General features: G+C 57.6%; 19 protein-coding genes and 1 tRNA gene. 10 read left to right on the forward strand and 10 right to left on the reverse strand.

Translation table 11 applies throughout. From position 1 onward, the window contains the following. Positions 1 to 102 precede the first annotated feature (102 nt). Entirely contained in the window at positions 103 to 714 is a 612-nt protein-coding gene (locus ACWORE_RS09405; RefSeq protein ID WP_448235155.1) for a GtrA family protein, read from the forward strand. 8 nt (positions 715 to 722) lie between these two features. Here ACWORE_RS09405 and ACWORE_RS09410 read toward each other — a convergent pair whose 3' ends face one another. Further along, positions 723 to 2216 carry a TIGR01777 family oxidoreductase gene (locus tag ACWORE_RS09410; protein WP_455303636.1) on the reverse strand — a complete coding sequence of 498 codons (1494 nt, stop codon included), beginning with the start codon at positions 2214 to 2216 and terminating at the stop codon, positions 723 to 725. Positions 2217 to 2568: 352 nt separating this feature from the next. On the opposite strand from ACWORE_RS09410, the gene ACWORE_RS09415 reads away from it, so the two are divergent. The 3 genes from ACWORE_RS09415 to ACWORE_RS09425 all read left to right on the forward strand — a co-directional run bounded on the left by ACWORE_RS09415 (position 2569) and on the right by ACWORE_RS09425 (position 5612). Continuing rightward, positions 2569 to 2778: a heavy-metal-associated domain-containing protein gene (locus tag ACWORE_RS09415; RefSeq protein ID WP_455303637.1), complete on the forward strand. Its 210-nt coding sequence runs from the start codon at positions 2569 to 2571 to the stop codon at positions 2776 to 2778. Between the two features lie 66 nt (positions 2779 to 2844). Next, entirely contained in the window at positions 2845 to 5262 is a 2418-nt protein-coding gene (locus tag ACWORE_RS09420) for a heavy metal translocating P-type ATPase (protein WP_455303638.1), read from the forward strand. Continuing rightward, positions 5259 to 5612, forward strand: coding sequence for a metal-sensitive transcriptional regulator (locus ACWORE_RS09425; RefSeq protein WP_455303639.1), 354 nt, complete (start codon positions 5259 to 5261; stop codon positions 5610 to 5612). Before ACWORE_RS09420 ends, ACWORE_RS09425 begins: the two co-directional genes overlap by 4 nt. A gap of 13 nt (positions 5613 to 5625) precedes the next feature. Here ACWORE_RS09425 and efeB read toward each other — a convergent pair whose 3' ends face one another. The 6 genes from efeB to wzm form a co-directional block, all read right to left on the reverse strand. Beyond that, the gene (gene efeB / locus ACWORE_RS09430; protein ID WP_406605308.1) at positions 5626 to 7077 is read right to left on the reverse strand and encodes an iron uptake transporter deferrochelatase/peroxidase subunit; all 1452 of its coding nucleotides are present in this window, start codon (positions 7075 to 7077) and stop codon (positions 5626 to 5628) included. A gap of 99 nt (positions 7078 to 7176) precedes the next feature. Next, the gene (gene efeO / locus ACWORE_RS09435; RefSeq protein WP_455303640.1) at positions 7177 to 8517 is read right to left on the reverse strand and encodes an iron uptake system protein EfeO; all 1341 of its coding nucleotides are present in this window, start codon (positions 8515 to 8517) and stop codon (positions 7177 to 7179) included. A gap of 49 nt (positions 8518 to 8566) precedes the next feature. Further along, on the reverse strand, positions 8567 to 9457 hold the full coding sequence (efeU, locus tag ACWORE_RS09440; protein ID WP_455303641.1) for an iron uptake transporter permease EfeU: 891 nt from the start codon (positions 9455 to 9457) through the stop codon (positions 8567 to 8569). A gap of 101 nt (positions 9458 to 9558) precedes the next feature. Beyond that, positions 9559 to 10491, reverse strand: coding sequence for a galactofuranosyltransferase GlfT1 (glfT1, locus tag ACWORE_RS09445; protein WP_296138940.1), 933 nt, complete (start codon positions 10489 to 10491; stop codon positions 9559 to 9561). A gap of 66 nt (positions 10492 to 10557) precedes the next feature. After that, positions 10558 to 11409 carry a galactan export ABC transporter ATP-binding subunit Wzt/RfbE gene (gene wzt, locus ACWORE_RS09450; RefSeq protein ID WP_296139020.1) on the reverse strand — a complete coding sequence of 284 codons (852 nt, stop codon included), beginning with the start codon at positions 11407 to 11409 and terminating at the stop codon, positions 10558 to 10560. 75 nt (positions 11410 to 11484) lie between these two features. Continuing rightward, positions 11485 to 12333: a galactan export ABC transporter permease subunit Wzm/RfbD gene (gene wzm / locus ACWORE_RS09455; protein ID WP_406606139.1), complete on the reverse strand. Its 849-nt coding sequence runs from the start codon at positions 12331 to 12333 to the stop codon at positions 11485 to 11487. Between the two features lie 332 nt (positions 12334 to 12665). On the opposite strand from wzm, the gene ACWORE_RS09460 reads away from it, so the two are divergent. Then, positions 12666 to 13970, forward strand: a complete 1305-nt coding sequence (locus tag ACWORE_RS09460) for an aminotransferase class V-fold PLP-dependent enzyme (protein WP_296138942.1) — start codon at positions 12666 to 12668, stop codon at positions 13968 to 13970. A gap of 58 nt (positions 13971 to 14028) precedes the next feature. Here the strand turns inward: ACWORE_RS09460 and ACWORE_RS09465 are convergent, their stop codons facing one another. After that, positions 14029 to 15069, reverse strand: coding sequence for an NAD(P)H-quinone oxidoreductase (locus ACWORE_RS09465; RefSeq protein WP_406605313.1), 1041 nt, complete (start codon positions 15067 to 15069; stop codon positions 14029 to 14031). A 128-nt stretch (positions 15070 to 15197) separates the two neighbouring features. On the opposite strand from ACWORE_RS09465, the gene ACWORE_RS09470 reads away from it, so the two are divergent. The 5 genes from ACWORE_RS09470 (at position 15198) to ACWORE_RS09490 (ending at position 21411) form a co-directional block, all read left to right on the forward strand. Continuing rightward, positions 15198 to 16310, forward strand: coding sequence for a hypothetical protein (locus tag ACWORE_RS09470; RefSeq protein ID WP_455303642.1), 1113 nt, complete (start codon positions 15198 to 15200; stop codon positions 16308 to 16310). A gap of 218 nt (positions 16311 to 16528) precedes the next feature. Beyond that, positions 16529 to 17692, forward strand: coding sequence for a hypothetical protein (locus ACWORE_RS09475; protein WP_455303643.1), 1164 nt, complete (start codon positions 16529 to 16531; stop codon positions 17690 to 17692). Further along, positions 17689 to 18651: a hypothetical protein gene (locus ACWORE_RS09480; protein ID WP_455303644.1), complete on the forward strand. Its 963-nt coding sequence runs from the start codon at positions 17689 to 17691 to the stop codon at positions 18649 to 18651. Before ACWORE_RS09475 ends, ACWORE_RS09480 begins: the two co-directional genes overlap by 4 nt. A 251-nt stretch (positions 18652 to 18902) precedes the next feature. Next, positions 18903 to 18988 (forward strand) — tRNA-Ser (locus ACWORE_RS09485). Between the two features lie 1208 nt (positions 18989 to 20196). Then, positions 20197 to 21411, forward strand: a complete 1215-nt coding sequence (locus ACWORE_RS09490; RefSeq protein WP_455303645.1) for a YbfB/YjiJ family MFS transporter — start codon at positions 20197 to 20199, stop codon at positions 21409 to 21411. 283 nt (positions 21412 to 21694) lie between these two features. On the opposite strand, the gene ACWORE_RS09495 is transcribed toward ACWORE_RS09490, so the two are convergent. Then, the gene (locus ACWORE_RS09495) at positions 21695 to 22096 is read right to left on the reverse strand and encodes a monovalent cation/H(+) antiporter subunit G (RefSeq protein WP_296138955.1); all 402 of its coding nucleotides are present in this window, start codon (positions 22094 to 22096) and stop codon (positions 21695 to 21697) included. Then, positions 22093 to 22350 (reverse strand): cation:proton antiporter, encoded by a 258-nt coding sequence (locus tag ACWORE_RS09500; protein ID WP_296138957.1) that lies wholly within the window; start codon positions 22348 to 22350, stop codon positions 22093 to 22095. Before ACWORE_RS09500 ends, ACWORE_RS09495 begins: the two co-directional genes overlap by 4 nt.

A 22350-nucleotide genomic window follows, 5' to 3' on the forward strand; every position in this document is an offset into this window, starting at 1 on the left:
GGTACAACGGGGCGGATTAGTCATAGCGGCGACGAGTCGGCGTGCAACGGACATGAGCCGGGGGAGGACTGTGCAGCGCGTTGAAGAGTAAGCTGCCAGGGCGTGAGTGAAACCAAGTCTGACCACCCAACCGATGATCACGCCGAGCCGGAGCTGCTGACACCTAACCTATCGGGGGCTTTAGCTGCCGAGAGTGCCGCGATGGACGACGTTGATGCGGCGACGGAAAGCGGTGCCACAGCCACAGACGCCCCAGCGCCACACGACGCTGTAACATCCGGCGCCGCGGGCGTCGATGCACCGGCTCCGCAGGGAGCGAGCGTACTCACTCACCTCTATAAATTCGTGATCGCAGGCGGAATTTCCGCTGTAGTTGACTACGGCCTAACCATGATTATCCAGCATGCTCTGGGGCAGTCGTACCCTCTTGCTAAGGCAATCGGCTTCATCTTCGGCACCATCACGGCCTACGTCATCAACCGTCGCTGGACCTTCGAGGCCGAAGCGTCAGCAAAGAAGTTCCTACAAACGATGTCTCTTTACGCGCTGATGTTCGCCGTCCAATGGGGACTTGCGGTGTCCGTGAACCACCTCTTGCTTAACGCCGAGGCCAGCGCATTCATCGCCGGTACCGTTGGTTATGTCATTGGTCAGGGGGTGGCCACCGCCGTGAACTTCGTTGTCCAGCGGTGGGTCATTTTCAAAACCAACTAGGGGGCCGCTCACGGGGCCGGCCGGCGGGCCTTACCCCATTTCCCCAGCGTGTGGCGCAATGCCTCCTCTAAATCAGTGAAACGGAACGTGTACCCGTTCTTCTCCAACCCCTCGGGCTCCATCTTGACCGACGAGAGAGCGAGCTGATCCGCACCCTCCTTACCCATCAGGGCATCCGGGCCAAGTCGGGGCGTTGGAACAATCGACGGGCGACGAAGAACCTTCGCCAGTGTGGAGGCAAACTCTTTTTGCTTTACCGGGTTGGGAGCAGCGGCATTAACCGGCCCTGATACCTCCGGGTTAAACGCAGACCAAATATAGATCTGGGCAAGATCATCGATACCAATCCACGGCTGCCACATCTCACCGCCATTCAGCGGGCCGCCTCCACCCATGAGGTACAGCGGGAGCTGGGCGCCCAGAAGGCCTCCACGGGCGGATAACACCAGGCCAGTCCGGATGAGCGCCACCCGAATACCAGCCTCTTCTGCCTGTAGCGCTGCGTCCTCCCAACGCTGGCATACGTCGGCAAGGAAATCATCGCCCGCTGGCGACTCTTCCGTTACCGCACCCGCGTCGGCACCGTAATACCCGCTGGCCGAGGCATTAATAAGTGTCGTTGGCCCACCCTCCGGCGCGGCCTTTTTCATCGCCTCGACAAGAGTCGTGGTGGCGTCGAGGCGTGAGTTAAGAATTGATTTCTTATGGTCATCAGTAAAACGCCCCATAATCGACGTTCCCGCCAAGTTGATGACAGCCGTTGCACCTTTCAAAAGAGATGGGTCAAGCGCGCCGTTGCTGGGATCCCAGCGCTTATATGTAACACCGGGAACGTGTGCCGTGCGAGAACTGCGGGTTAAGGCGATGACAGTGTGGCCAAGTGAACGGAGAAGAGCCGAAATTGCTTGCCCTACCAATCCGGTTTCGCCCGCAATGACGAAGGTATGAGATATTGTGGGATCAGCAGCCCCCTCCTTGCTGCCTACATCACGTAATTGTTGTTTAAAAGCCAAATCGGCAACAGTCTGGCGGGTACGAAAATCAAACGTCCGCTCCAGTTCCTTATCAATTTTCTTCTTAACCAGCCAATTCTTACCCAGGGCCGACGTTTTGCCCGGAAGTTCGGCTGTTACCTGATCCTGGACTAATGAGGAACCACCATTGGAATCGGAAAACTTATCGTCCGAAAACGTGTGGGTATGCTCCCATGAATCGAGGGGCCCCTGCACCATTGTGTCCGTAAATGACTCGCCTTGCGTGTATGTAGTGTGGCGTGCCTTCCATTTTATTGTCGTCGACACCGGTGCCAGGCCCTCTAACCATGGTAAGCCCATTTCTAACTCAGTCTCGGAGCCCTCCGCTAGGCCTTTGCTGGGGCCCGACGTCAACGTTGTTGAAAAATCAGGGCATAAACGCGCAGCGCCTCCGGCGGATTCGTAATACTCCACGACGTCGCGACGGGGGAAAGGGATCCGTGCGGTATGTGAATACTCGATAGTCATAACTCTCTTCGTCCTCCTTGGCACTTGGAATATGGACGGTATGTGGCCCATTGTTGCAGAAACCTCTGACACGCGTCGCTAATACGAAGAGTGGGACGTGACGTGATGGATAGACACCCATATGTAAAACCTGGTGATGGCATGTCGCAGTCAGCGTGGCGTGAAAGCCAAATCGTTGCGGAATACCTAAGGGGGGTATAGCGTTAGGGGTATCAGATACCCCCGGAGGGTATGTGATCGCCTGTGTGTTTTCGGTAACGCGGAATTTCGAGCCCCTGACTCGGACACGTGCATTCGCGCGGACTGTATACACGCGGACGCCCTCAACAACAGCGACGACAAGGAGATCACCATGAGCACCCACAAGTACAAGATTTCGGGCATGACCTGCAGCCATTGCGAACGCGCAGTCCGTGACGAAGTCAGCGAAATCCCCGGTATCCATGTTGATGAGGTCAGCCAGGAGACGGGAATGTTGACCGTCAGCTCAGATGACGACATCAAAGATATGAAGGTTCTTGAGGCCGTAGAGGAAGCGGGTTACACAGGTACCCGCCTGTAAACCAGCCCGCTGAGATAAAGGGAAGCGAGAGAAGTGCCACACACAGCGGCGACGAGCCCTGAATCCATGACACAGACTGCCACCGACGGTGTGGCTACATCTGAAGCCTCAACCATTGAGCTCAATATCGGTGGAATGACCTGTGCGTCGTGTGCTAACCGGGTAGAGCGCAAGCTCAACAAACTCGACGGAGTGCAAGCCACGGTTAATTTAGCAACCGAAAAAGCCAAAGTGGCGGTGCCGTCGTCAGTATCTACTGACGACCTCATCCAGACAGTGGAAAAAGCAGGATACTCGGCCACTCTCAGCGAACCACATACCCCAGCCTCCGGGGATAGCACCACCAGCAGTGCTGCGAAAAGTCAGACCCAGCGCAGCCGTAGTGGTGGCTTTAAGCAGGGCACAAGCCCTATCGAGAGGGAGACAGCACGGTTCCGGCAACGCCTTGTTGTCTCCGCATGGTTGGCTATCCCCGTTATCGCCATGGCGATGATCCCGGCGCTGCAGTTCCGCAACTGGCAGTGGCTGTCCCTGACATTGGTGTCTCCCGTTGTTGTGTGGGGCGCGCTTCCCTTTCATAAGGCAGCCTGGACGAACCTTAAACACGGTACAACCACCATGGATACGCTCATTTCAATGGGCACACTGGTGGCATTTGCATGGTCCTTATACGCCCTCTTTTTTGGACACGCTGGTAACCCACGGCTTAAACATACGTTCACCATGATGGCATCACACACCGACGCGTCAGCCAATATTTACTTAGAGGTTGCCGCGGGTGTCACGCTATTTATCCTGGCAGGACGCTACTTCGAGAAAAAGTCCAAACGAGAATCCGGAGCTGCTCTTCGCGCGCTGTTAGATATGGGGGCCAAAGAAGTCACCCTTCTCGACGGCGGCCAAGAAAAACGCATTCCTGTTGAACAACTCGAGGTGGGAAATACCTTTATCGTTCGGCCTGGCCAAAAGATTGCCACCGATGGCGCAATTGTCAGTGGATCCTCAGCTATCGACGAATCCATGCTGACGGGTGAATCTGTCCCTGCAGAAGTCGGCCCCGGGGACCACGTGACTGGAGCAACTGTCAACACCAGTGGTCGGTTAGTCGTTCAGGCAACCCGGGTCGGTGCAGATACCCAGCTCGCCCAGATGGCACGCATGGTCGAAGACGCTCAAACTGGAAAGGCTCAGGTTCAGCGCTTGGCCGATCGTATTTCCGGTGTTTTTGTCCCTGCTGTCATTGGCATCGCGTTATTGACACTGGTTGTCTGGCTTGCATTAGGACATGGATTCTCCGCCGCCATGACAGCCGCGGTCGCGATTCTTGTTGTAGCGTGCCCCTGCGCCTTGGGTCTTGCCACACCAACAGCACTGTTAGTTGGCACTGGTCGTGGCGCACAGATGGGCGTGCTGATCAAGGGGCCAGAAGTTTTAGAATCCACGCGGACCATCGACACAATCGTGCTGGATAAAACAGGCACGGTAACGACAGGCACCATGGCGCTAACTAGTGTTCATGCTGCTGCTACCTCATCCCGCGATGAAGTCCTGGCCATCGCCGGAGCAGTGGAGTTGTCATCAGAACACCCCATTGCGCAAGCCATAGCGCAGGCAGCGAACGCTCAAGATCTTGGGGCGCACACGGTCACAAATTTCCGGAACCATGAGGGCCTCGGGGTACACGCAACCGTCGACAATCACGACGTGTATGTCGGGAAGGAATCTCTGCTCAATGACGCCGGAGTCTCGTTAGATGATGAACTCCGGCGCGTGAAGAATAATGTGGAGCATGCTGGGAAAACAGCAGTCGCTATTGCTTGGGATGGCGAAGCCCGAGGGATTTTGGTTGTTGCTGACACGGTGAAACCCGCCAGTGCCTCGGCGATAAGCCAGCTGAAAGGACTTGGGCTCAACCCCGTCCTGCTGACAGGTGACAATAAGGTAGTTGCCCAGCGCATTGCCAAAGAAGTAGGAATAGACGACGTCAAAGCCGACGTTCTTCCCGCCGACAAAGTGCAGGTCATCCGTGATCTTCAGGGCCAAGGGAAAACCGTGGCCATGGTGGGCGACGGCGTTAATGATGCCCCGGCGTTAGCTCAAGCAGACCTTGGCCTTGCCATGGGAACCGGTACAGACGTCGCCATCGAAGCGGCCGACATCACACTGGTCCGGGGAGACCTCACTAGTGCCGTTGATGCAGTGCGTCTTTCCCGCGCAACGCTGGCGACTATTAGGACAAACCTGTTTTGGGCTTTCGCATACAACGTCGCCGCTATTCCGATAGCAGCCCTTGGGCTTCTCAACCCCATGATCGCGGGAGCGGCGATGGCGTTTTCTAGCGTCTTTGTGGTGGGCAACAGCCTCCGGCTACGTGGATTTACCAACGTTAATAGGGACGTCGGTATCCACGCTGGTAGGGGCGGCGACGTCCGCCGTAATACGAGCATGTGTACTCGCACTGATGAGGAGGAATGGGTGAAATGACCACACCAACTACCGTGGATAGTACGGCTGAGCAGGAGTTATGCCATGCGTGTCACGACACCCACGCCTCCCATGGCTATATTTCGGAAAAAGAGCGGTACCTTCACCGGATGAAGCGGATTGAGGGACAAGCCCGCGGCATCACCAAGATGATCGAGGATGAAAAATATTGTGTTGACATTCTGACGCAGATCAGTGCGCTGACAAAGGCTTTGCAAGCCGTGGGATTGGGGTTGCTCGACGACCACCTCAATCACTGCGTGCTCAATGCTGCCCAAGCTGGAGGCGATGAAGCCGAACAAAAACTCCACGAGGCGTCACAAGCCATCGCGCGGTTAGTGAAGTCATAGTCCGTGGCGTGGATTATTCGAATAACCGCTGGCCGACCATAGAGTCTCCCTCTCTAATCCCACCGGGGACAGCAAACAAGGCAGATGCTTGATGCTGGAGGTACTCAGTCATAGCGTCTTTTTCCGTCATCTTCTTCAGGATCGGATAGAACCCCTCGCGCGGATCCTTCGAATACGCAATAAAGAATAACCCGGCGTTCAGTCGGCCCAAGGAATCATTCCCATCGGTGTAGTTGTACCCACGCCGAAGCATTCGATGGCCCTTATTGTGTTCCGGGGCAACGACAGCCACATGCGAATCCGCTGGTACAGCCAGCTTTCCGCCGCGCCGGGCAGTGTAATCAACGTCATCAAACTCGTGATCATCGGAGGGATCATCAACGGACAAGGGAGCACCGTAGCGCTTATCACGCCCGATCACATCCTCTTGTTCCTCCAAAATAACGCGATCCCACACCTCGAGATACATATGAATTTTTCGGGCGACGAAGTAACTGCCGCCGGCCATCCACCCATCCGTCACCCACACATCTTTATCCAGCGCATCGGTTTCGTCGCTCTTGATGTTCTGGGTGCCGTCTTTAAACCCAAACAAGTTTCGGGGAGTGTCCTGATCGGTACTGGTCGACGACGTCCGCCCGTACCCGATTTGTCCCCACCGCAGCCGCACAGTGCCGAAACCGATCCGCGTCAGATTCCGGATCGCATGCACGCACACCTGCGCGTCATTGGAGCATACCTGCACCAAAAGATCGCCATCGCTCTGCTCAGACCGCAGCGCCTCATTGGCGAACTTGGGCATCCCTTCTTCGATGACGTCCGGCATCTTCGCCTTCAAGCCAAAGCGATCCTTACCGTCGCCGTCGACAAAAAGCCCCTTCCCGAAGCCGAAAGTAATGGTCAAACCGCCGACGGGGTAATTCCACGCCTCGCCAGTGTCTCTCGGGACGGCCTTGGGGTTGGCGTTCGGTTCGCCACCAATCAGCTCCCCCGCGCACATTTGCTCCGACGCTGACGTCCACGAGGTCAGCATGTCCTTGAGGTCGTCGACGTCGTCCGTCGTGATGTCGAACGTGGCGGTGTACATGTTGTCTTGCGCAGGCGTTGTTATTCCCTGCTGGTGCTCGCCGCGGAACGGGTAGACGAGCGAAGTCGGGTCGGATTTGTCCTTGTTTTCCGCAGCATGGACGGCCACACCGCCGATGCCCGCGCCGGCGATCCCGGCGAGGCCAGCGAAACCGGCAGTAGTAAAGAGTCGGCGTCGTGAAATACCCCGCGTTCGGCCCTGTTCCTCGGTGCCCGGCGTGCCCGACGCACTCGTCGCATCGGTCGAACTGGTTGGCTCATGTGCCGAACTATCCGGTCGGATATCACCGCGGCCTTGTCCGCCGACACCGCGATCCGATTCCTCGCGACCATCTCGACTCGAACTCCGGTCAGGGTTGTCCTTGTGGGGTGACACCATTTCCTCCTCATCGTGTGCCTATAACCCTTGTCAGGGGTATGCGCGCCCGTTCACATGCGCCCGCTGAGCAGCACCCGCTCAGGCGCGCCCGCTCGTCTGCTAGTGCAGAATCGTGCCCGCAACCTGCGACAATGGCTCAGACAATCCGTTGATCGCATCAGAGAAGTCGCGCTGTGTGTCGGTGTAATCCGACTCCTTGGGCGCCTCGCCGGCGTCCTTCTGAACGGTCGCGATCTCGTCATACGGCTTGTAGGTCGGGTCGCCATCGAATTCGTCGCCCAGGCCAGTGACCTCGCCGGTCTTCTGATCGTCGATAAGCTTATTGACCTTGTCGAAGGCGCGGGTGATCTTCTTGTCCAGATCCGCGTCCTTCTTCTTCACCAGGTCAGCGACGTTGCCGTAGGCGATCGTGGCACCCTCAACATTCGCCTTGAAATCGTAGAGGTCGGTGTGCGAGAACGTGTCCTCTTCCCCGACGATCTTCGAGGTCGCCACTTCCTCCATCAAGCTGGATGCGCCATCAACGACATCGGAAAGGTCCAGTTTGAACTTTCCTTCGGTTCCCTCAAGGTTGCCGTAGACAAGGTCATACAGCTTCTTCGTGTCCTCATTGAGCTGGTCAGCGGCCTTCTTCCGGTCCTCGTCATTGGCGAAGCGGAAGTCATCCCCGCCCCATAGGTCAGCCTCAATGCGGTGCCAGCCGGTCCACTTCTTGAGCACATCTTTATCAGTGACATCTTTGCCAGCGTCCGCGGCAAGATCTTGGATGCGGGCATCGAGGGCGATATCGAGGTCGCCCGCTTCTTTAATGCCGAAGGACTCCGCAGTGGGTTCGATGCGCTCATAATTCGCGCGGGCGAGCGGGAACAGCTGCTTGGCCCTCTCGGTATCCCCGCTGGTGTAGGCCTCGGTAAACGCCTGCGTCCCGGTGAGCAGCTGCCCGACCTGGTCCTTCACATACGCGGTGTAGTTCGTGATCGCCCGGTCTTCAGCCTCTTTTTCGTCGTCAGTCAGTGTGACTTCTTTGCCCTTGGTGACGGTGAGATCCTTGAGCCCAACAAAATCACCAACCATGTTCGGCTTGCACGCCGTGTGATACGACCCCTGCTTCAACGCGGTCGTCAGGTTTGCGGTGGTTCCGGGGCCAATATTTTCTTGCTCTGATTCAATCTGCAGTTTGTTTTCGGCCAGAATCTCGAGCTCATTGGGCTTTGTGCCGTTATTAGTGATTTCAAACTTGACGACGCCCGACGGGACTTCTGACGTGGACAGTTCGCACGAATCGTCGGTGATGGTGACCTGGATGGTCTGGTCGGCTTTGGTGTTGTCATCGCTGGACGAGTTCTGGGGATTGTCGGTGCATGCGCCGAGCGTGAGAGCGGTGGCGACGGATGCGATGGTCGCGGCGATGATGCGTGGGGAGCGCGAGTGAGATGTCATGATGGCTTTCTCTCGAGGGACGGGGGAATGGGTGAACGGGGGAACAGGACTATTTGCCAGTGGCAGATGCTGCAGACCGCGCCGGGGTTGAAGGAGCTGAAGGAGCGAAAACCTTGCCCCTGATCTGCAGAATGAACAACACGAGGACAGGCACTAGGTACATCCACCAGGCAATGACTTGGCCGACAGTGGGCTGCACGTTGATTTGGAACATCGCTTGTCCCACCACATAAACCCAGTACAGCGGGGACGTGTTTTCGGGGAGCAGGTGGGAAACATTCCACGCGTGGTTCATGACACCAGGAATGACTCCGGCTTCTTGGAGGTCTCCGATGCCGTAGGAGCAAATACCAGCGGCGACGAAAATGAGGAAAATGCCGGTGGCGGCGAAGAACATGCGCATGTTGATGCGAGCTGCACCTTTGTACACAGCCCACCCGAGAATGATGGCAATAATCAGCCCAAGCACGACGCCCGTCGTGGTGGCCGCCACGTTGTTTTCGATCGACGACCTCACGGTGGCCCAGATGAACAGCGCGGTTTCCATGCCTTCGCGGCCCACGGCGAGGACGGCGATCCATACGACGCCCCAGCCGGATTCGTGCTCGCCCAGGGTTTTCGCCATGGAGCCCTCGAGTTCACCTTTCATCTGGCGGGAGTTCTTCCCCATCCAAAAAATCATCCAGGTCACAAGGGCCACGGCGACGAGGGAGAGTCCTCCGCCGATGATCTCTTGTGCCTGGAAGGTGAGTGTCTTCGGCCCCCACGTCAGGATGGCACCGAATGAGAGGGGGACGAGGGCTGCCAGTCCGATACCTAGCCATAGTTTGGGGTAGACATCTTGCCGACCAGCTTTTTTAAGGTAGGCGAAAAGGATTCCCACTATAAGGGTTGCCTCAAAGCCTTCTCGGAGAGCAAGCAGGAGATTCGCAATAAGCATGACGTTCCTTTTCTGTCCGTGCATGGTTAATGTACTCGGACAAGGTAGGTCAGACAATGCTTAAAGAATGAAGAGGGGGCTATGCACCCCCGCCCTCTGCGCTAAGGGCGAGTAAAGCGCTCATGACGTCCCTGGCGATGAAGCTTCAACCAGGAGGCAAAACCTTTGGGATCTTTCCGCTGAATAAGGAAGAACCAGGCGAAACGCGCATATTCCTGGGGTATGAGTTTCCTCATGCCGGGCTGGTTCATAAGGTAACCCCGGTTGCGGTACGTGAAATACCGCTTGTTCTCGTTATCGGGATACTGCGTGTGCAGTTTCCCGAAGAAAATGGGTTTGAATTCGTCCGCCCCCGTCGGGTGCAGGTAGGCAGCCTCCAGCGTCGTCCCATAAGGCAGGCCGGACCGGTTGAGCCGACGGTTGTATTCAACTTCGTCACCACGGATAAACAGCCGAAGATCGGGTACTCCCAACTGGTCGACGGCATTCGCGCTGAACAACGCGCCGTTAAACAGCGACGCGATGCCGGGGATGAAGGTGCCGTTCTCGGTACCCTCCAGCTCGCTTCGCTTCCGTTTCCATTCGACGGTGCCGGGCAGGCGAACCGGGAATGCCAGCTGGTCGGGGTTTTCAATCCCTGCAACCACGGGGCTGACTTCCTCAAGCCCGTGTTTTTCCGCAACGCGCATTAATGTGGCCAGGACCTCGGTGTTTTCCGGCCGGCCGTCGTCGTCGGCACAGAAGATGGCGTCGGCACCGAGGGCGAGTGCGGTCAAGAATCCGTAGGCGAAACCGCCAGCTCCGCCGAGGTTGTGCTGCGAGGGGAGGTAGACGGGCGTCGGCGAGGTCGGGCTGTCGGCGCAGACGCTCTCTACGAGGTCTTTGACTTCGGGCTCATTGCCGTTATCCACCACGACAACCCACTCCGGTGCCAGGGTTTGGCTTGCGACAATGTGCAGCGAGTTAGCCAGCAGGTCACGGCGTTTATGCGTCACGATGACAGCGGCAATGCGGTCCGACGAAGAAAGAGACATGCGGTTAGTATCGCACATGCCCGCGTGGGCAAGGACAGGCTGCACAATAATCCACCAAATAACCCGCTAAGAGCCTGCGGAACTGGGCGCACCCGTGCTGGACGCCGGCACGCTGCCGTTCTTCTGCGCGTGCTCAATCGCCATATCGCGCATCACGTGACGCACCTGTTCAGCGGCTTCGGGCCCTTCGTATTGTTCGACGATATCGTCCACCTGCCCAGCTTGGCGTATTTCCCCGTGGTCCACCCACAACGCGGACGTGCACAATTGCGCCAGGAATTCGTCCGAGTGGGAGGCGAACACCAAAATTCCGGATCGTTCCACCATTTCGCGGAGCCGGTCACGCGCCTTCGCCATGAACGCGGCATCAACAGCGCCGATGCCCTCGTCGAGAAGAAGAATTTCTGGCTCGATGGACGTCACAACCCCGAGTGCGAGGCGCACGCGCATACCGGTGGAATAGGTGCGCAGCGGCATGTCGAGGTAGTCGCCCAGCTCGGTGAACTCGGCGATCTCATCCATCTTGGCCTGCATTTTCTTGCGCGTCTGCCCCAGGAACAGGCCGCGGATAATGATGTTTTCGTAGCCGGAGATCTCCGGGTCCATGCCGACTCCCAGATCAAACACCGGGGCCACGCGCCCGCGAACCTCCGCAGACCCGCGGGTGGGTTCGTATATTCCCGACAGCAGACGAAGCAGCGTGGACTTACCTGCACCATTATGGCCGACGAGTCCCACCCGGTCGCCATCCTGAAGGTGAAGGTTGACGTTCTTCAGCGCCTCCACAACGACGACGTTATCGGCGTTCCGGCCGATGGCTCCGCCGGCAGCTCCGAGGAACGCTTTCTTCAGCGAGCGTGATTTGGCGTCGAAAATGGGGAAATCGACGCACGCATTGTAGGTATCAATACTGACCATGATTGTGGCTTCTCCTGTCCCCATGATCCGTTGTGTGTACCGCGGAGGCAACTGTGCGTGTATCGGACATCGCGTTTACACCCAGTAGCTCACGCGGCCACGCCATTGCCGCATCGCAATCGTCGTGATGAGCAGGCCAACGATGGTACACAGACCGACGATCACCCAGCTGTACCACATGACCGGAACACCAGTGAGCGGGCCCCGGACGATTTCGAGGTAGTGCATGAGGGGGTTGAGCTCGGCAATGCGGGCGCGCTCACCGGCGGCACCGCCACGATCGCGCAATGTTTGCATTGTCCACACGATCGGCGTGACATAAAACGCCAGCTGAATAAGCGATTCGAGAAGCGGCGCAATATCACGGAAGCGGGTTGAGATAATCCCGAAGAACATTCCGACCCACACGCCATTAATGACGATTAGTGCCAGCGCGGGGATGGAGAGGAACCAATCCCAGCCCAGCGGGCGCGGGAAAATGATCATCAGCAGGACATAGATCACGAGGTTGTGCAGCAAGAAGAGGAACTGTCGCCACACTAACCGGTAGACGTGAACCGATAACGACGCTGGTAGCTGCTTAATTAACCCCTCATTCGCGATGAATGTTTGTGCCCCCTCGATCACGCACCCGGAGATAAAACCCCAGATGATGAGACCGACGGTCACGTGCGGGAGGAAATCATGCAGCGGAATGTTAAACAGCAGCGAATAGAGCAATCCGAGCGCCAGGGCCATGACACCAGTGGCGATCGTGATCCACAGTGGGCCAAGGACTGAGCGACGGTAGCGCTGTTTGATGTCTTGCATCCCCAGCGATAGCCACAGCTCGTACGACTGGAAGCCGCGTACAAGGTCGACCCATGCTGCTCGGAGGGTCTGCGACTGCGAAGGCGGTATAGAGCTGGTGGGCTCTTTAATCATCCGATCGATGTCGGCCTGAGGGGCTCGGTGAAGCGCAATTCCCCCGGCTTCATCGGAACCCGCGCCGGCGTTGTTCGCGGCCGTGCCCTCAGTTGGTTCTATGTCAGCCATAATCCGTACCCTACCTGTGTGATGGGACAACCAGTTATTAATCCCAGTGGTGTGCCTTGCTGATGTTCATCGTGTCAGCAGCGACGGGTAGATTACGCTGGAGCTACTAAACCGTTATTGTGTGCGGTGGGTCAGTGATCATGACGCGTCGCAATAACAAGCGAATAGCGGTAGAAACCTGCATGAACCGTGTCCCCAGTTCGTCTAAGGAAAGGTGTGCCATGTTCGACGTCGCCCACGCGCGTGGACTCTATGTTTGGTTAGGCGAGGGCTGGGTGTACTTAAACGCGCAGGAACAGGCGCAGATTCCGGAGCGAGTGAACACAGCGGCGACGTATTCGTTCAGGAACGCCCATTTGCGTACGGCGGTTGAAGCAACGTCGGGTAGCCATTCTCAGAGTCAGAAGTCGGGCGCGCCGATCGGCGATAGCTATGTGGCCTCGGCGCGCCGGGCTGTTGCCGATCTGGTCGGGGCCCGGGCAAGCCAGGTGGTCCTTGGCCCGTCCCGCGCGGCCCTGCTCCGTAACTTGGCGGACTGCCTGAGCCACCGCGTCGGCATCGGCACCGAGGTCGTGCTGGCTCGGAACAATGCGGATGCCGCGATTGACCCGTGGGTGCGCTCCGCGCATTTGTATGGGGCGACGGTGAAGTGGGCAGAGGCCGATCTCGCGTCGGGTGCCCTTCCTGCCTGGCAGTTTACGTCACTGGTATCCCCGTCGACGGCGATCGTGGCCTTGCCCGCTGCCCATGCGTTGGTGGGGGTGGTCACCGATGTGGAGGCTATTTCCAGCTCGGTGCACCGCATTTCACCGCGAGCCTGGACCATTGTCGACGCCACCGATGTGCTGCCCTACCGACACGTGGAGATTCAGTCGTGGGGTGCCGACGTGGTGGCGCTGGATTTGGCTCCGCTGGGCGGGCCTGAGCTCGGTGCACTGGTGTTCCGCGATGAGGCGATGTTTGATCGTCTGCGTCCGCCACGGCGTCGAGGATGGAGTTCTGCCTCGTCCGTCTCCTCGTCCGCGCTGGGTGTTTCGGCCGGTCAGGGGCGTGGCCGCCATGCCGGTGCCGGTGTGGTGGAGTGGGATCCCCCACAGGCGGCACTGTGTGGTTCCGTGGCGGCGCTCGTTGATCACTGGGCTGGTCTCGACGATTCCGCGACGGGTACGCGTCGTCGACGGTTGCAGTCGACCATGCCGAAGATCGACACCTATCTCACGGCTCTCGCAGCGCATTTGGTTTACGGATTGAAGGACTTGGGCGTCTATGTCATCGGGTTCGACGACGAGTCCTCGCATGTTGAACGCGTGCCGCGCATTAGTTTCATCATTCCCGGGATGTCGGCGGAGGCGGCTCAGGCGCGCCTGGCCGACAACGGAGTGATCGTGGGCGTCGCGGACAGCGATTCGCTCTTCGACGCCATGGGGGTCACGGAGTCCGGCGGGGCCTTGACAGTTGGGTTGGCGCCGTACAACACTGCCCACGACGTCGACCATCTGTTGAGGTCGGTCTCGGTTCTCCGCTGATCAGGGCTGGTCGGGGGCGCGATTCCAGGCCGCGGGCCCACGCCCAGCTGTCGGGGCCCTATTCCACGGTCAGCACGATTTTCCCGGTGATCTCACGGGATTTCAGCAGCCGGTGAGCCTCGGCCGCGTCGGCAATAGGAAGTGTTTTCGTCACCTGCGCGGACACGGTTCCATCCTCCAAAAGAGGCCAGACGTGTTTAATCGTGTCGGCTACGACGGCGGCTTTGTCGTCGAGGGAGCGGCCGCGCACATTCGTCGCCGTGATCGATCCTCTCTTGGACAGCAGCCGCCCGATGTTCAGCTCGCCCTTCACGCCGCCCTGCATGCCGATGATGACAAGGTGGCCTTTCTCACCCAACGCTTTCACGTTGCTATCCAGGTATTTTGCGCCCATGATATCCAGGATGATGTCGGCACCGCCGTGCTCTTTCATCACCGCGACGAAGTCGTCGTCCCTGTAATTGATGAGGATATCCGCGCCCAGCGAACGGCATAGCTCCAGGTTGTCGGCGTTGCCCGCGGTGGTGGCGACGGTCAGCCCCATCGCGTGAGCCAGCTGAATGGCGAACGTGCCGATGCCGCCCGACCCGCCGTGGATCAGCACGGTCTGGCCTTTCTGCATGTCAGCGACTATCCCCAAGTTCGACCACACCGTCGCGGCAACCTCAATCACGCCCGCCGTATCGGTGAGCGACCATCCGCGCGGCACAGGAAAGAGCTGGGTAATGGGTACGGCAACACGTTCCGCATATCCCCCGCCAGCGAGGAGCATCCCACATTCATCGCCGACGCTCCATTGCTTGGCAGGTTGTGTTTCGGACTGCTCGCTAGCTTGCTCATCGGATTCGCGTGCCGACGTCGAGCCTGACTCCAGGGGAGGGCCGAATGCTTCGATCGTTCCCGCAGCTTCGAGCCCGATGATGTCTGATGCGCCGGGCGGCGGTGGGTAATGTCCTGCTGCTTGGAGAACATCGCCACGGTTGACGCCGGCGGCGTGGATACGGACGAGCGCTTCTCCGGGGCCGGGGGTGGGGTCGTCGGTGTCGGTCCACTCCAACGAGGTGGGGTCAGCGGTGTCTTGTTGAATAATTGCCTTCATGACGTCGAGTGTAGAGGCGTGGGTTCGTCGTGCGCAGGCGCATATTTCGATACGCTATAGGTAAGTCGTGCTAAGAGCTCGCTGTGTTGTTTCCGGCAACCAGTGCAGCGATGAGCAGAAGGAAAGCCATGCCTCGCTCCTCGGATAACTGGAATAACGATAAGTCGACGTCTGATTCGGACGGTTTCGGGTATTCGCACACGTCAGATGGGGGCAGCGAGGCGTGGGGTGATGTCGGGGATCACTCCAACGGAGGTGTCCCGCCGAAATACGGCTATCAACCAGATGGCAACTCCCAACAGTCGGGTAGTGGCACTTCAGCACCCAAGGATGCGAATTATGACGTGACCGAAACGACGGAGTCTCAGCCATCCCCGCCGGGGGCATCCGCTGCTCAGCAAGGACAGTATGGGCAGACCCAGAATGGCGCCCAAGAATATGGGCAGGGTTTCGCGCAGGGGTATGGCGCTTCGCAGCAGGGCCAGTACCAGCAGCCGAATCAATATTCGACGCAATACGGGCAAGGCCAACAGTACGGACAGCAATATCCCCAGGGCCAGCAATATGGCCAGCAAAAATACGACCAGCAGCAGTATCCAGGTAGTGCTGCGTATGGACCCCGTGCCGGTTCCGCGACGGTTGGGGCGGGTTCGGGGACGTCCGGATTTCCGATCGGAAAAGTCTTAACGCTTATCACCGCGGTGGTGGCGCTCGTGGTCGTGGTGGGCCTGTTCTTCGTCGGACGGGAACAGGGTTGGTTCGCTACTTCGAAAAATGAGGCCAGCTCCTCCCAATCGCGCGAGGCTGGACAAGATAATGGCAATGCTCAGAATCCCGGCAATCAGGGCAAAAACACCACTGGGGGTCAGAACGACAGCAATAGTAACGACGGCCAAACGTCGGGCGGAGACACGAGTAACGGAAGAGACGATTCGTCGGGACGCCCTCAATACCCCAATTTGCCGTCGGGAGTTGAACCCGCAAATCAAGCAGCAGCAAACAATGAACCAGCTGGGAATTTAAACAATGTGTATGTGATGGGTGGAGTCACAACGTTGCCTTTTGCAAGGAATGTTCGGGATGCATTTGTACGGAATTATCTTTCGACGGGCGAACTGAATGCCTCGCTAAGAGATGTGTATAGTCCGGATCTTCACCGCACCTACGACATGAATTGTGTTGATAATGGCCAGTATGTGCGGTGTGACGGTGGCAGGAATGCGATCGTCATTATTTCCTAAAACATCGTCATTATCGTTGGTGGCGATGCCGACGGCTGGACGCGTTGAGAGTCCGCGCTAAGAGCATGCGCGTGGAGCGTATGCATTGCGATGCACACTTCCCCTGGGTATAGGCTTGTTTGGAATGCTAATGCGCGTCTGCATTGTATAAATTGCTATAGATTGCGCATAATAAAGCTTTCGGGAAAGGTGACGACCGCGTAGGGTACAGGTGACTCATGGGCAGACATGCGAACAAGCACGCACGCTCTGCTCGTGACGAATCTAGCCAACGGCGGTTCACCAACCACATCGAGCAGGCGGATTCCGCGTCACAGAATGACGCTGACCAGGGCGAAGCAAAGAAAAATAGCCGACGGTATTCCGCGCATCAGAGCACGTCACGCGGTGGCAGACAGGTCACCGTTGCGGAACTTCTGGCCCGCGGCAAGCAGGGCGCTGAGGCTCCCAGTGCTTCTTTCGACACGTCTCCCACCACGACAACCAGCGGCAAAAAGGACGCGGACGCTGGTGGCAGACATACGGCGCAGGACAAGTCCGCTCCCCACACATTGTCTCCTGAGGAATCAGGGACACCGCAGCGCTACATTCCGGAACGGGCCCGTTCAGCGTCGTCGAAGAGTCCGGCCTCCACAACGGAACTGGACAAACGGGCACCAACCCCACCCAGCCCGACAAAACCGGAGACACCGGCACAACCCACACCGCCAAAACCCGCGCCCCACAAACCCGACACCTCCGATTCCCACGTCTCTCGTCGGCCCTCTGGCTCGAGACCATCCAAATCGTCCGTCCCCGTGGGCCCGTCGAAACGGCGTTGGCACTCAGTTGCTGCGGTGTCCATCGGTGTGGGCGTTGTCGCCGGCGCGCTGTTTGGCGGAACGTTCGCCGCATGGCAATCAGGCGTTTTAAGGACCCCCGGGTCCTCGCATAGCCACCACACAGCGTCGAATACTGCGAATGACCAGAATGGCGACGAGACCGGCGGTGGTGGCGATGGGAACAAACAAGGCGGTTCCACACACCAACAGGGCGATGGCGAACCGAAGGGTGATCAGGAGGTCCGGCTGTCCACCATTAAGAACCGGCCGACAACAGCTCCGCTTCCCGACGATGCTATCCCCGCCAACGCGGCCGCCATCCAGGATGACGAGGCCGGGCAGTTTAACCTGGCGTACACCGGGTCGGACAGCACACCCGCGGCGTTTGCGGTGGCAGCGCGGAGGGTCTTCGCCCAGCAATACGTCAAAACGCTGACTACAAACATGACGGTGGACGTCAAAAGCCCAGTCAGTGGGCGAAATATCGTCATGAACTGCCGCGATAATGGTGGCTTTGTTACCTGTGAGGGTCCGGACGACGAAAGGGTTTACATTCAATGATGGGCAACTTACCTGGAACCGATGCTTCACGCTCGCACCGTCGTCGCCGGTTTCGCATGTGTGTCGCCGGGCTGGTCACGTCGGGTTTGATGCTGTCATCCTGCACAATCGGCAACCAGGATCGAGCCGATTCCACACCATCATCCGTGCCAGAAAATGCCGATACGCTGGCGCCCAGCGTGCCCGGCCCTCACCCGTCCATCGAGAATACGGAGGCGGGCACCCCGGAGTTATCGGGTAAAGCCGACGCGCCCATGCAACAAGCGGTTGATCAAGTCATTAAGAAATACGGAGGAATGGCGGAGTTGGCTGTCTCTGATGGCGAGCAAGTCCGACGTTTCGGGCACGTCGATCCATACCCCGCGTGGTCGTCCATCAAGGTGCCGCTGGCTATTGCTGCCCTCCGCAATAACAATTCCGACGACATCCAAGCGAATGTTCGGGACGCTATCCGTTCGTCCGACAACGTCGCCGCCGACGCTTTATGGCGATCCTTGGGCGGCGGAGAAGCCTCTGGGCAAGCGGTCCACCAGGTTTTAGCTGACGGCGGCAACCCCAATACGAAGGTGCAGATCGATGCGATTCGCCCCCACTATTCGGGCTTTGGCCAAACCCAGTGGCCCGTGGAGGACTCCGCCCTGTTTGCGGCGAACCTTCCCTGCGTGCCGGGCTCGGAATATGTCATCGACCAAATGGGTCAGATTAACCCCGACCAGCGCTGGGGTCTGGGCACGATCCCCGGCGCCCACTTCAAAGGTGGATGGGGGCCAGACGAAGATGGTGCCTATCTGGTCAGGCAGATTGGGTTTTTCGACGGCCCGACGGGCCGAATAGCCGTCGCCCTAGCAGCCCACCCCTCGGATGGAACGTATGAGACGGGGCAATCTGCTTTGAATGACCTTGCTGCCGTGGTGAAAGCGCACCAGAAAGAGTTCGCACCCGCGCAGTGTGGCCAGTAGGTGCAAAGAGGATTCGTGGCCGCGCAGTGTGGTCCGGTCGTAGTGGCCCAGTTTGGCCTCGGTCTGGCCTCGCTGGTTTGGCACGCTATTCCGACGCGTATCGCGCCGGGAAGGAGCCTTTCCCGAGCTTGGTGTTGCCGGTGCAGATGGGCTAGCATGGTCACGTTGTGCTGAAAGCGCTTCGCCATCTCGTGCCGTTTTACGACGGTTATCGACGATGGGGAGCTGACATACAGCACACATAACCGCCTGGAGGTATGGCAGAGCGGCCGAATGCACTCGCCTTGAAAGCGAGCGTCCCTAACACGGACCGGGGGTTCAAATCCCTCTACCTCCGCAGTAATCCCCAGTGGGGGCCGAATGTCAGCCCCCACTGGGGTGTTTTGTGTTGAGCGCCTGTACCGCCAAGCGACTCTATGCGGTGGTTGTACGTAGTTGATTAGAAGCCTGTAGTGCGGGGTCCGTGTGGAGGGCGTATCTCGTTATGAGATTCAACCGATCTCAGTTCTCCGATCCTGTGATACTTGTTCTTTCAGTGCCTTGTGTTGTCGCGATCGATGGAATCGGACGTGACGTTGGCTGGCACGGATAGTCCTTTCTCTGAAGTTGGTAGTGGTGTCCTCGAGGGCTGACTACCTGGGTAGAAAGTGGTTTCCGTGTCCGTGGCCAACGGGAGTAATGGTTCTGAGATACTTCAGTAACCGAAATATAATCGAAACTTTTAAGGGCGAAATATCCCCCTTTGTTGGGGGATGATATCAAAAAGAAATGAGGTCCAGGGGTGGGGTAGGTGTTTTCTTGGTGTGCAGAAGTCCAGACGACGGTCGATTTACGACGGCTGTAGCGGAAGCGGCTTGTCCAGTGTTGTTGTTTGGCTTCCCGGTGATTAAAGCAGGAATAGTCTGACAGCTCCGAAGTAAATGAACACCGTACCGATAGACCATTAGACAGTTAGACGCCAGACGCTGTGGATGTAGAACTATGGCTCTTAACGTGCGTTTGTTGATAGAGCACGTGGTTTTCCCGCGCTCAGCCAGCGTTGAACTTTCGGTTCGTTGGATGCGGGGGAACTAAGGACCTGGTTAAAGAAGCCTCCAGGGAGGGAGTGCCGGTTTCTTCCGACTCGTCATCGGCCTCTTCGCTTTGGGGGAGTCGGGATCAATCGGCGGAACCACTGTAAGAATCTCGTCGGTGGGCCTGAGCGCTTCATGCACCTAGGCCACTCTTTTTCTTCTCTTATCGCATCCCGAGGGCGGTGTGAGGCTGTCCCAAATGTGGGGAGCGATAGCGGTTAACGGTTTTCTTTTTTGGATTCTCCATCGGAGTCTCGAAACACCATGTAGCGTGAGTCACATTGTAGTCCTAATCAGATAAGGATTTTATCCATGATTCTCTAGAAATGACCCTTGTCTCCGGTGCCCTTGGTAGGAGGGCATTTACCCCGGAGCCCCGCGGTGATGTAACGAACTCCGAAAGGCTTCGGGCTGATCTTGGCGGCAGTAGAGGGTGCAAAAATAGCCCAAAGTATCGCGGAAGAGGAAACTAGTGGGGAAACCTAAAAACGACGCCCAATTCGCTGTGGTTGAAAATGACCGAACGAATGCTTTTTCTGCGAAGTTACCTCCCCTTGTGACGCGTGGTGCTGCCGGCTTAGCGGTAGCCATGGGCTTGGGAAGGTTCTTTTACACTCCTATTTTGCCTTTGATGGTAGCTTCTCTGAGCTGGACGGGGCAGGCCAGTGCCTGGATCGCTACCTCCAACTATGCCGGTTATTTTGTGGGCTCTTTAGCTGCCTCTCGGGGATGGGTATCGGTTTCGAAAAAGTTGTACAGGTGGGCGCTCGTGTTAACGACAGCACTCTTGGCAGCGGTTGCCTCCTCAGGTTCACCGTGGTGGCAAGTAGTGATCCGCTTTTTAGCTGGTATCAGCTCAGCTTTAGTTTTCGTTTCCGTTACGCAGAATATTCCTGTGGTCAAACGCAGGGCTCATGATGGTGGAATAGTTTATGCCGGAGTTGGGCTGGGGATCCTCTTTTCCGGTGGCATTGTGCTCGTGGGTGGGAGTGCTATGTCATGGCAAGCACTCTGGCTTATCTGCGCAGGAGTTAGCGCAGTACTTTCGCTAGTCGCATGGAATTGGCCAATACACGAAGCTAGCTCAGGTTCTCCTTCAATTCATCGACAAAATGACCGACGACAGAAGTCTTTGGTTAGACCATTATGGTGGTTATCGGCTGGATACCTTTTCCAAGGTGCGGGTTATATCATCATCGGCACGTACCTTGTCGTCTTGGCACAGCCAGTTTTTGGGCAAACAGCTGCTGCTTCGACGTGGTTGTTGGCGGGCGTTGCTACTGCCCCATCTCCGTTGTTTTGGTCTTTTGTAGCGAACCGGTTGGGAAACTTCAAAGCTCTTGCGGGATGTTACACACTACAGGTTGCTGGTGCTGTAGTGGCTGTCTTCAGCTCTGGGCCAACTCTCTTGTTTATCGCAGCGGCTTTGTTTGGTGCTACTTTCATGGGGGCGACCATGCTCACTATCGAAGCGGGGATCAAAACAGGGAGTCCAGTTGCAGCCGCTTCATTGACGACGTGGTACAGCTTAGGGCAAATAATGGGTCCTGCGGTCATCGCTATCGCATTTAGTGATTCAACCGACTTGAGTTTCACCGCTGCGGCGTTTTTGTTGATGGCTGGGATGGTTTTCACCCTGTGTGGTGCCCGTTTCACTGCTTCTAGAATCGATAGGGTGCAGGAATGAAATACGTGCGTTGAGGGGAAATCTTTGTGCCGTGTTTAGGGTCGACTGAAGAGGGGACACCGCTCTACCTCAATGTCTGGCCTACTAGCAGTGTCAACACTTCTTTCCGTTAACCTGGGTTCAATCGTTGATAAGTCAGTCAATTAAGTCTACGCGGTGAGCTCAGTTTCCTTAGGTCCGACCTTAAGGGCTAGAACTAGGTGTTTGACGTTTGCAATTGGGAAAAGTGCTGTTTGGCTTTGACTAAGACGTATGCCCCCCGATTTCGATGCTCAACCCCCGCTTAGTCTTTGTCTCCGCCGGCCTGGCCGTCCAGAGGAGTTCCCGTCGTCGTTGTGGCTTTGCCCGTGTAGCCTGCGCCTTTGCCCATGGTCGCGCTCTGTCCGCGCCGGATTTGTTCGGCGTGGACGGAACGTCCCATCACGAACGATCCCACCGACGCGACCATCAGGCACGCGACGATTGCGATCACGGACTTCACTAGCACGACGTACCATTCGTTGCCGTCGGCAATAGAACGAATCATGTTCGCAATGATGAGCAGGGGGACTCCGACGCCTGTGATGGGGCCGGTGAGGTTGACGCGGGTGAGGGCATCGGGCGCCCGCCACATTTCGATGACCTCGTCGATGAAGGCGATGGCGGCGATCACGATCAGTACGGAAATAATGATGTTGACGATCATCGTTGGCCTCCCACCATGATGCGCGAGTTGGCAACTGAGCTCAGGACGCTCAGCACCCCGGCGAAGACGGCGACCTCGTAGGTGATGGTTGTTCGGTTCCCCAGTGAGTACACCAGGAACAGTCCGACCGCGCCGAAGAAAATAACGTCGGACAACACTGTGCGGGACAAGTCATCACACCGTGCCATCAGCAATAATGCCGCTAACAAGGAGGCAATGATGACCGCGCTCACAAGAATTAAGACGAATGTCAT

It is taken from the genome of Corynebacterium sp. c7Ub_26 (genome assembly GCF_053760365.1).

Excerpts from the sequence above, each read along its gene's own strand:
- ACWORE_RS09410 (WP_455303636.1), bottom strand. The coding sequence starts at position 2,216 with ATGACTATCGAGTATTCACATACCGCACGGATCCCTTTCCCCCGTCGC.
- ACWORE_RS09415 (WP_455303637.1), top strand. The coding sequence starts at position 2,569 with ATGAGCACCCACAAGTACAAGATTTCGGGCATGACCTGCAGCCATTGC.
- ACWORE_RS09420 (WP_455303638.1), top strand. The coding sequence starts at position 2,845 with ATGACACAGACTGCCACCGACGGTGTGGCTACATCTGAAGCCTCAACC.
- ACWORE_RS09425 (WP_455303639.1), top strand. The coding sequence starts at position 5,259 with ATGACCACACCAACTACCGTGGATAGTACGGCTGAGCAGGAGTTATGC.
- efeB (WP_406605308.1), bottom strand. The coding sequence starts at position 7,077 with ATGGTGTCACCCCACAAGGACAACCCTGACCGGAGTTCGAGTCGAGAT.
- efeO (WP_455303640.1), bottom strand. The coding sequence starts at position 8,517 with ATGACATCTCACTCGCGCTCCCCACGCATCATCGCCGCGACCATCGCA.
- efeU (WP_455303641.1), bottom strand. The coding sequence starts at position 9,457 with ATGCTTATTGCGAATCTCCTGCTTGCTCTCCGAGAAGGCTTTGAGGCA.
- glfT1 (WP_296138940.1), bottom strand. The coding sequence starts at position 10,491 with ATGTCTCTTTCTTCGTCGGACCGCATTGCCGCTGTCATCGTGACGCAT.
- wzt (WP_296139020.1), bottom strand. The coding sequence starts at position 11,409 with ATGGTCAGTATTGATACCTACAATGCGTGCGTCGATTTCCCCATTTTC.
- wzm (WP_406606139.1), bottom strand. The coding sequence starts at position 12,333 with ATGATTAAAGAGCCCACCAGCTCTATACCGCCTTCGCAGTCGCAGACC.
- ACWORE_RS09460 (WP_296138942.1), top strand. The coding sequence starts at position 12,666 with ATGTTCGACGTCGCCCACGCGCGTGGACTCTATGTTTGGTTAGGCGAG.
- ACWORE_RS09465 (WP_406605313.1), bottom strand. The coding sequence starts at position 15,069 with ATGAAGGCAATTATTCAACAAGACACCGCTGACCCCACCTCGTTGGAG.
- ACWORE_RS09470 (WP_455303642.1), top strand. The coding sequence starts at position 15,198 with ATGCCTCGCTCCTCGGATAACTGGAATAACGATAAGTCGACGTCTGAT.
- ACWORE_RS09475 (WP_455303643.1), top strand. The coding sequence starts at position 16,529 with ATGGGCAGACATGCGAACAAGCACGCACGCTCTGCTCGTGACGAATCT.
- ACWORE_RS09480 (WP_455303644.1), top strand. The coding sequence starts at position 17,689 with ATGATGGGCAACTTACCTGGAACCGATGCTTCACGCTCGCACCGTCGT.
- ACWORE_RS09495 (WP_296138955.1), bottom strand. The coding sequence starts at position 22,096 with ATGATCGTCAACATCATTATTTCCGTACTGATCGTGATCGCCGCCATC.
- ACWORE_RS09500 (WP_296138957.1), bottom strand. The coding sequence starts at position 22,350 with ATGACATTCGTCTTAATTCTTGTGAGCGCGGTCATCATTGCCTCCTTG.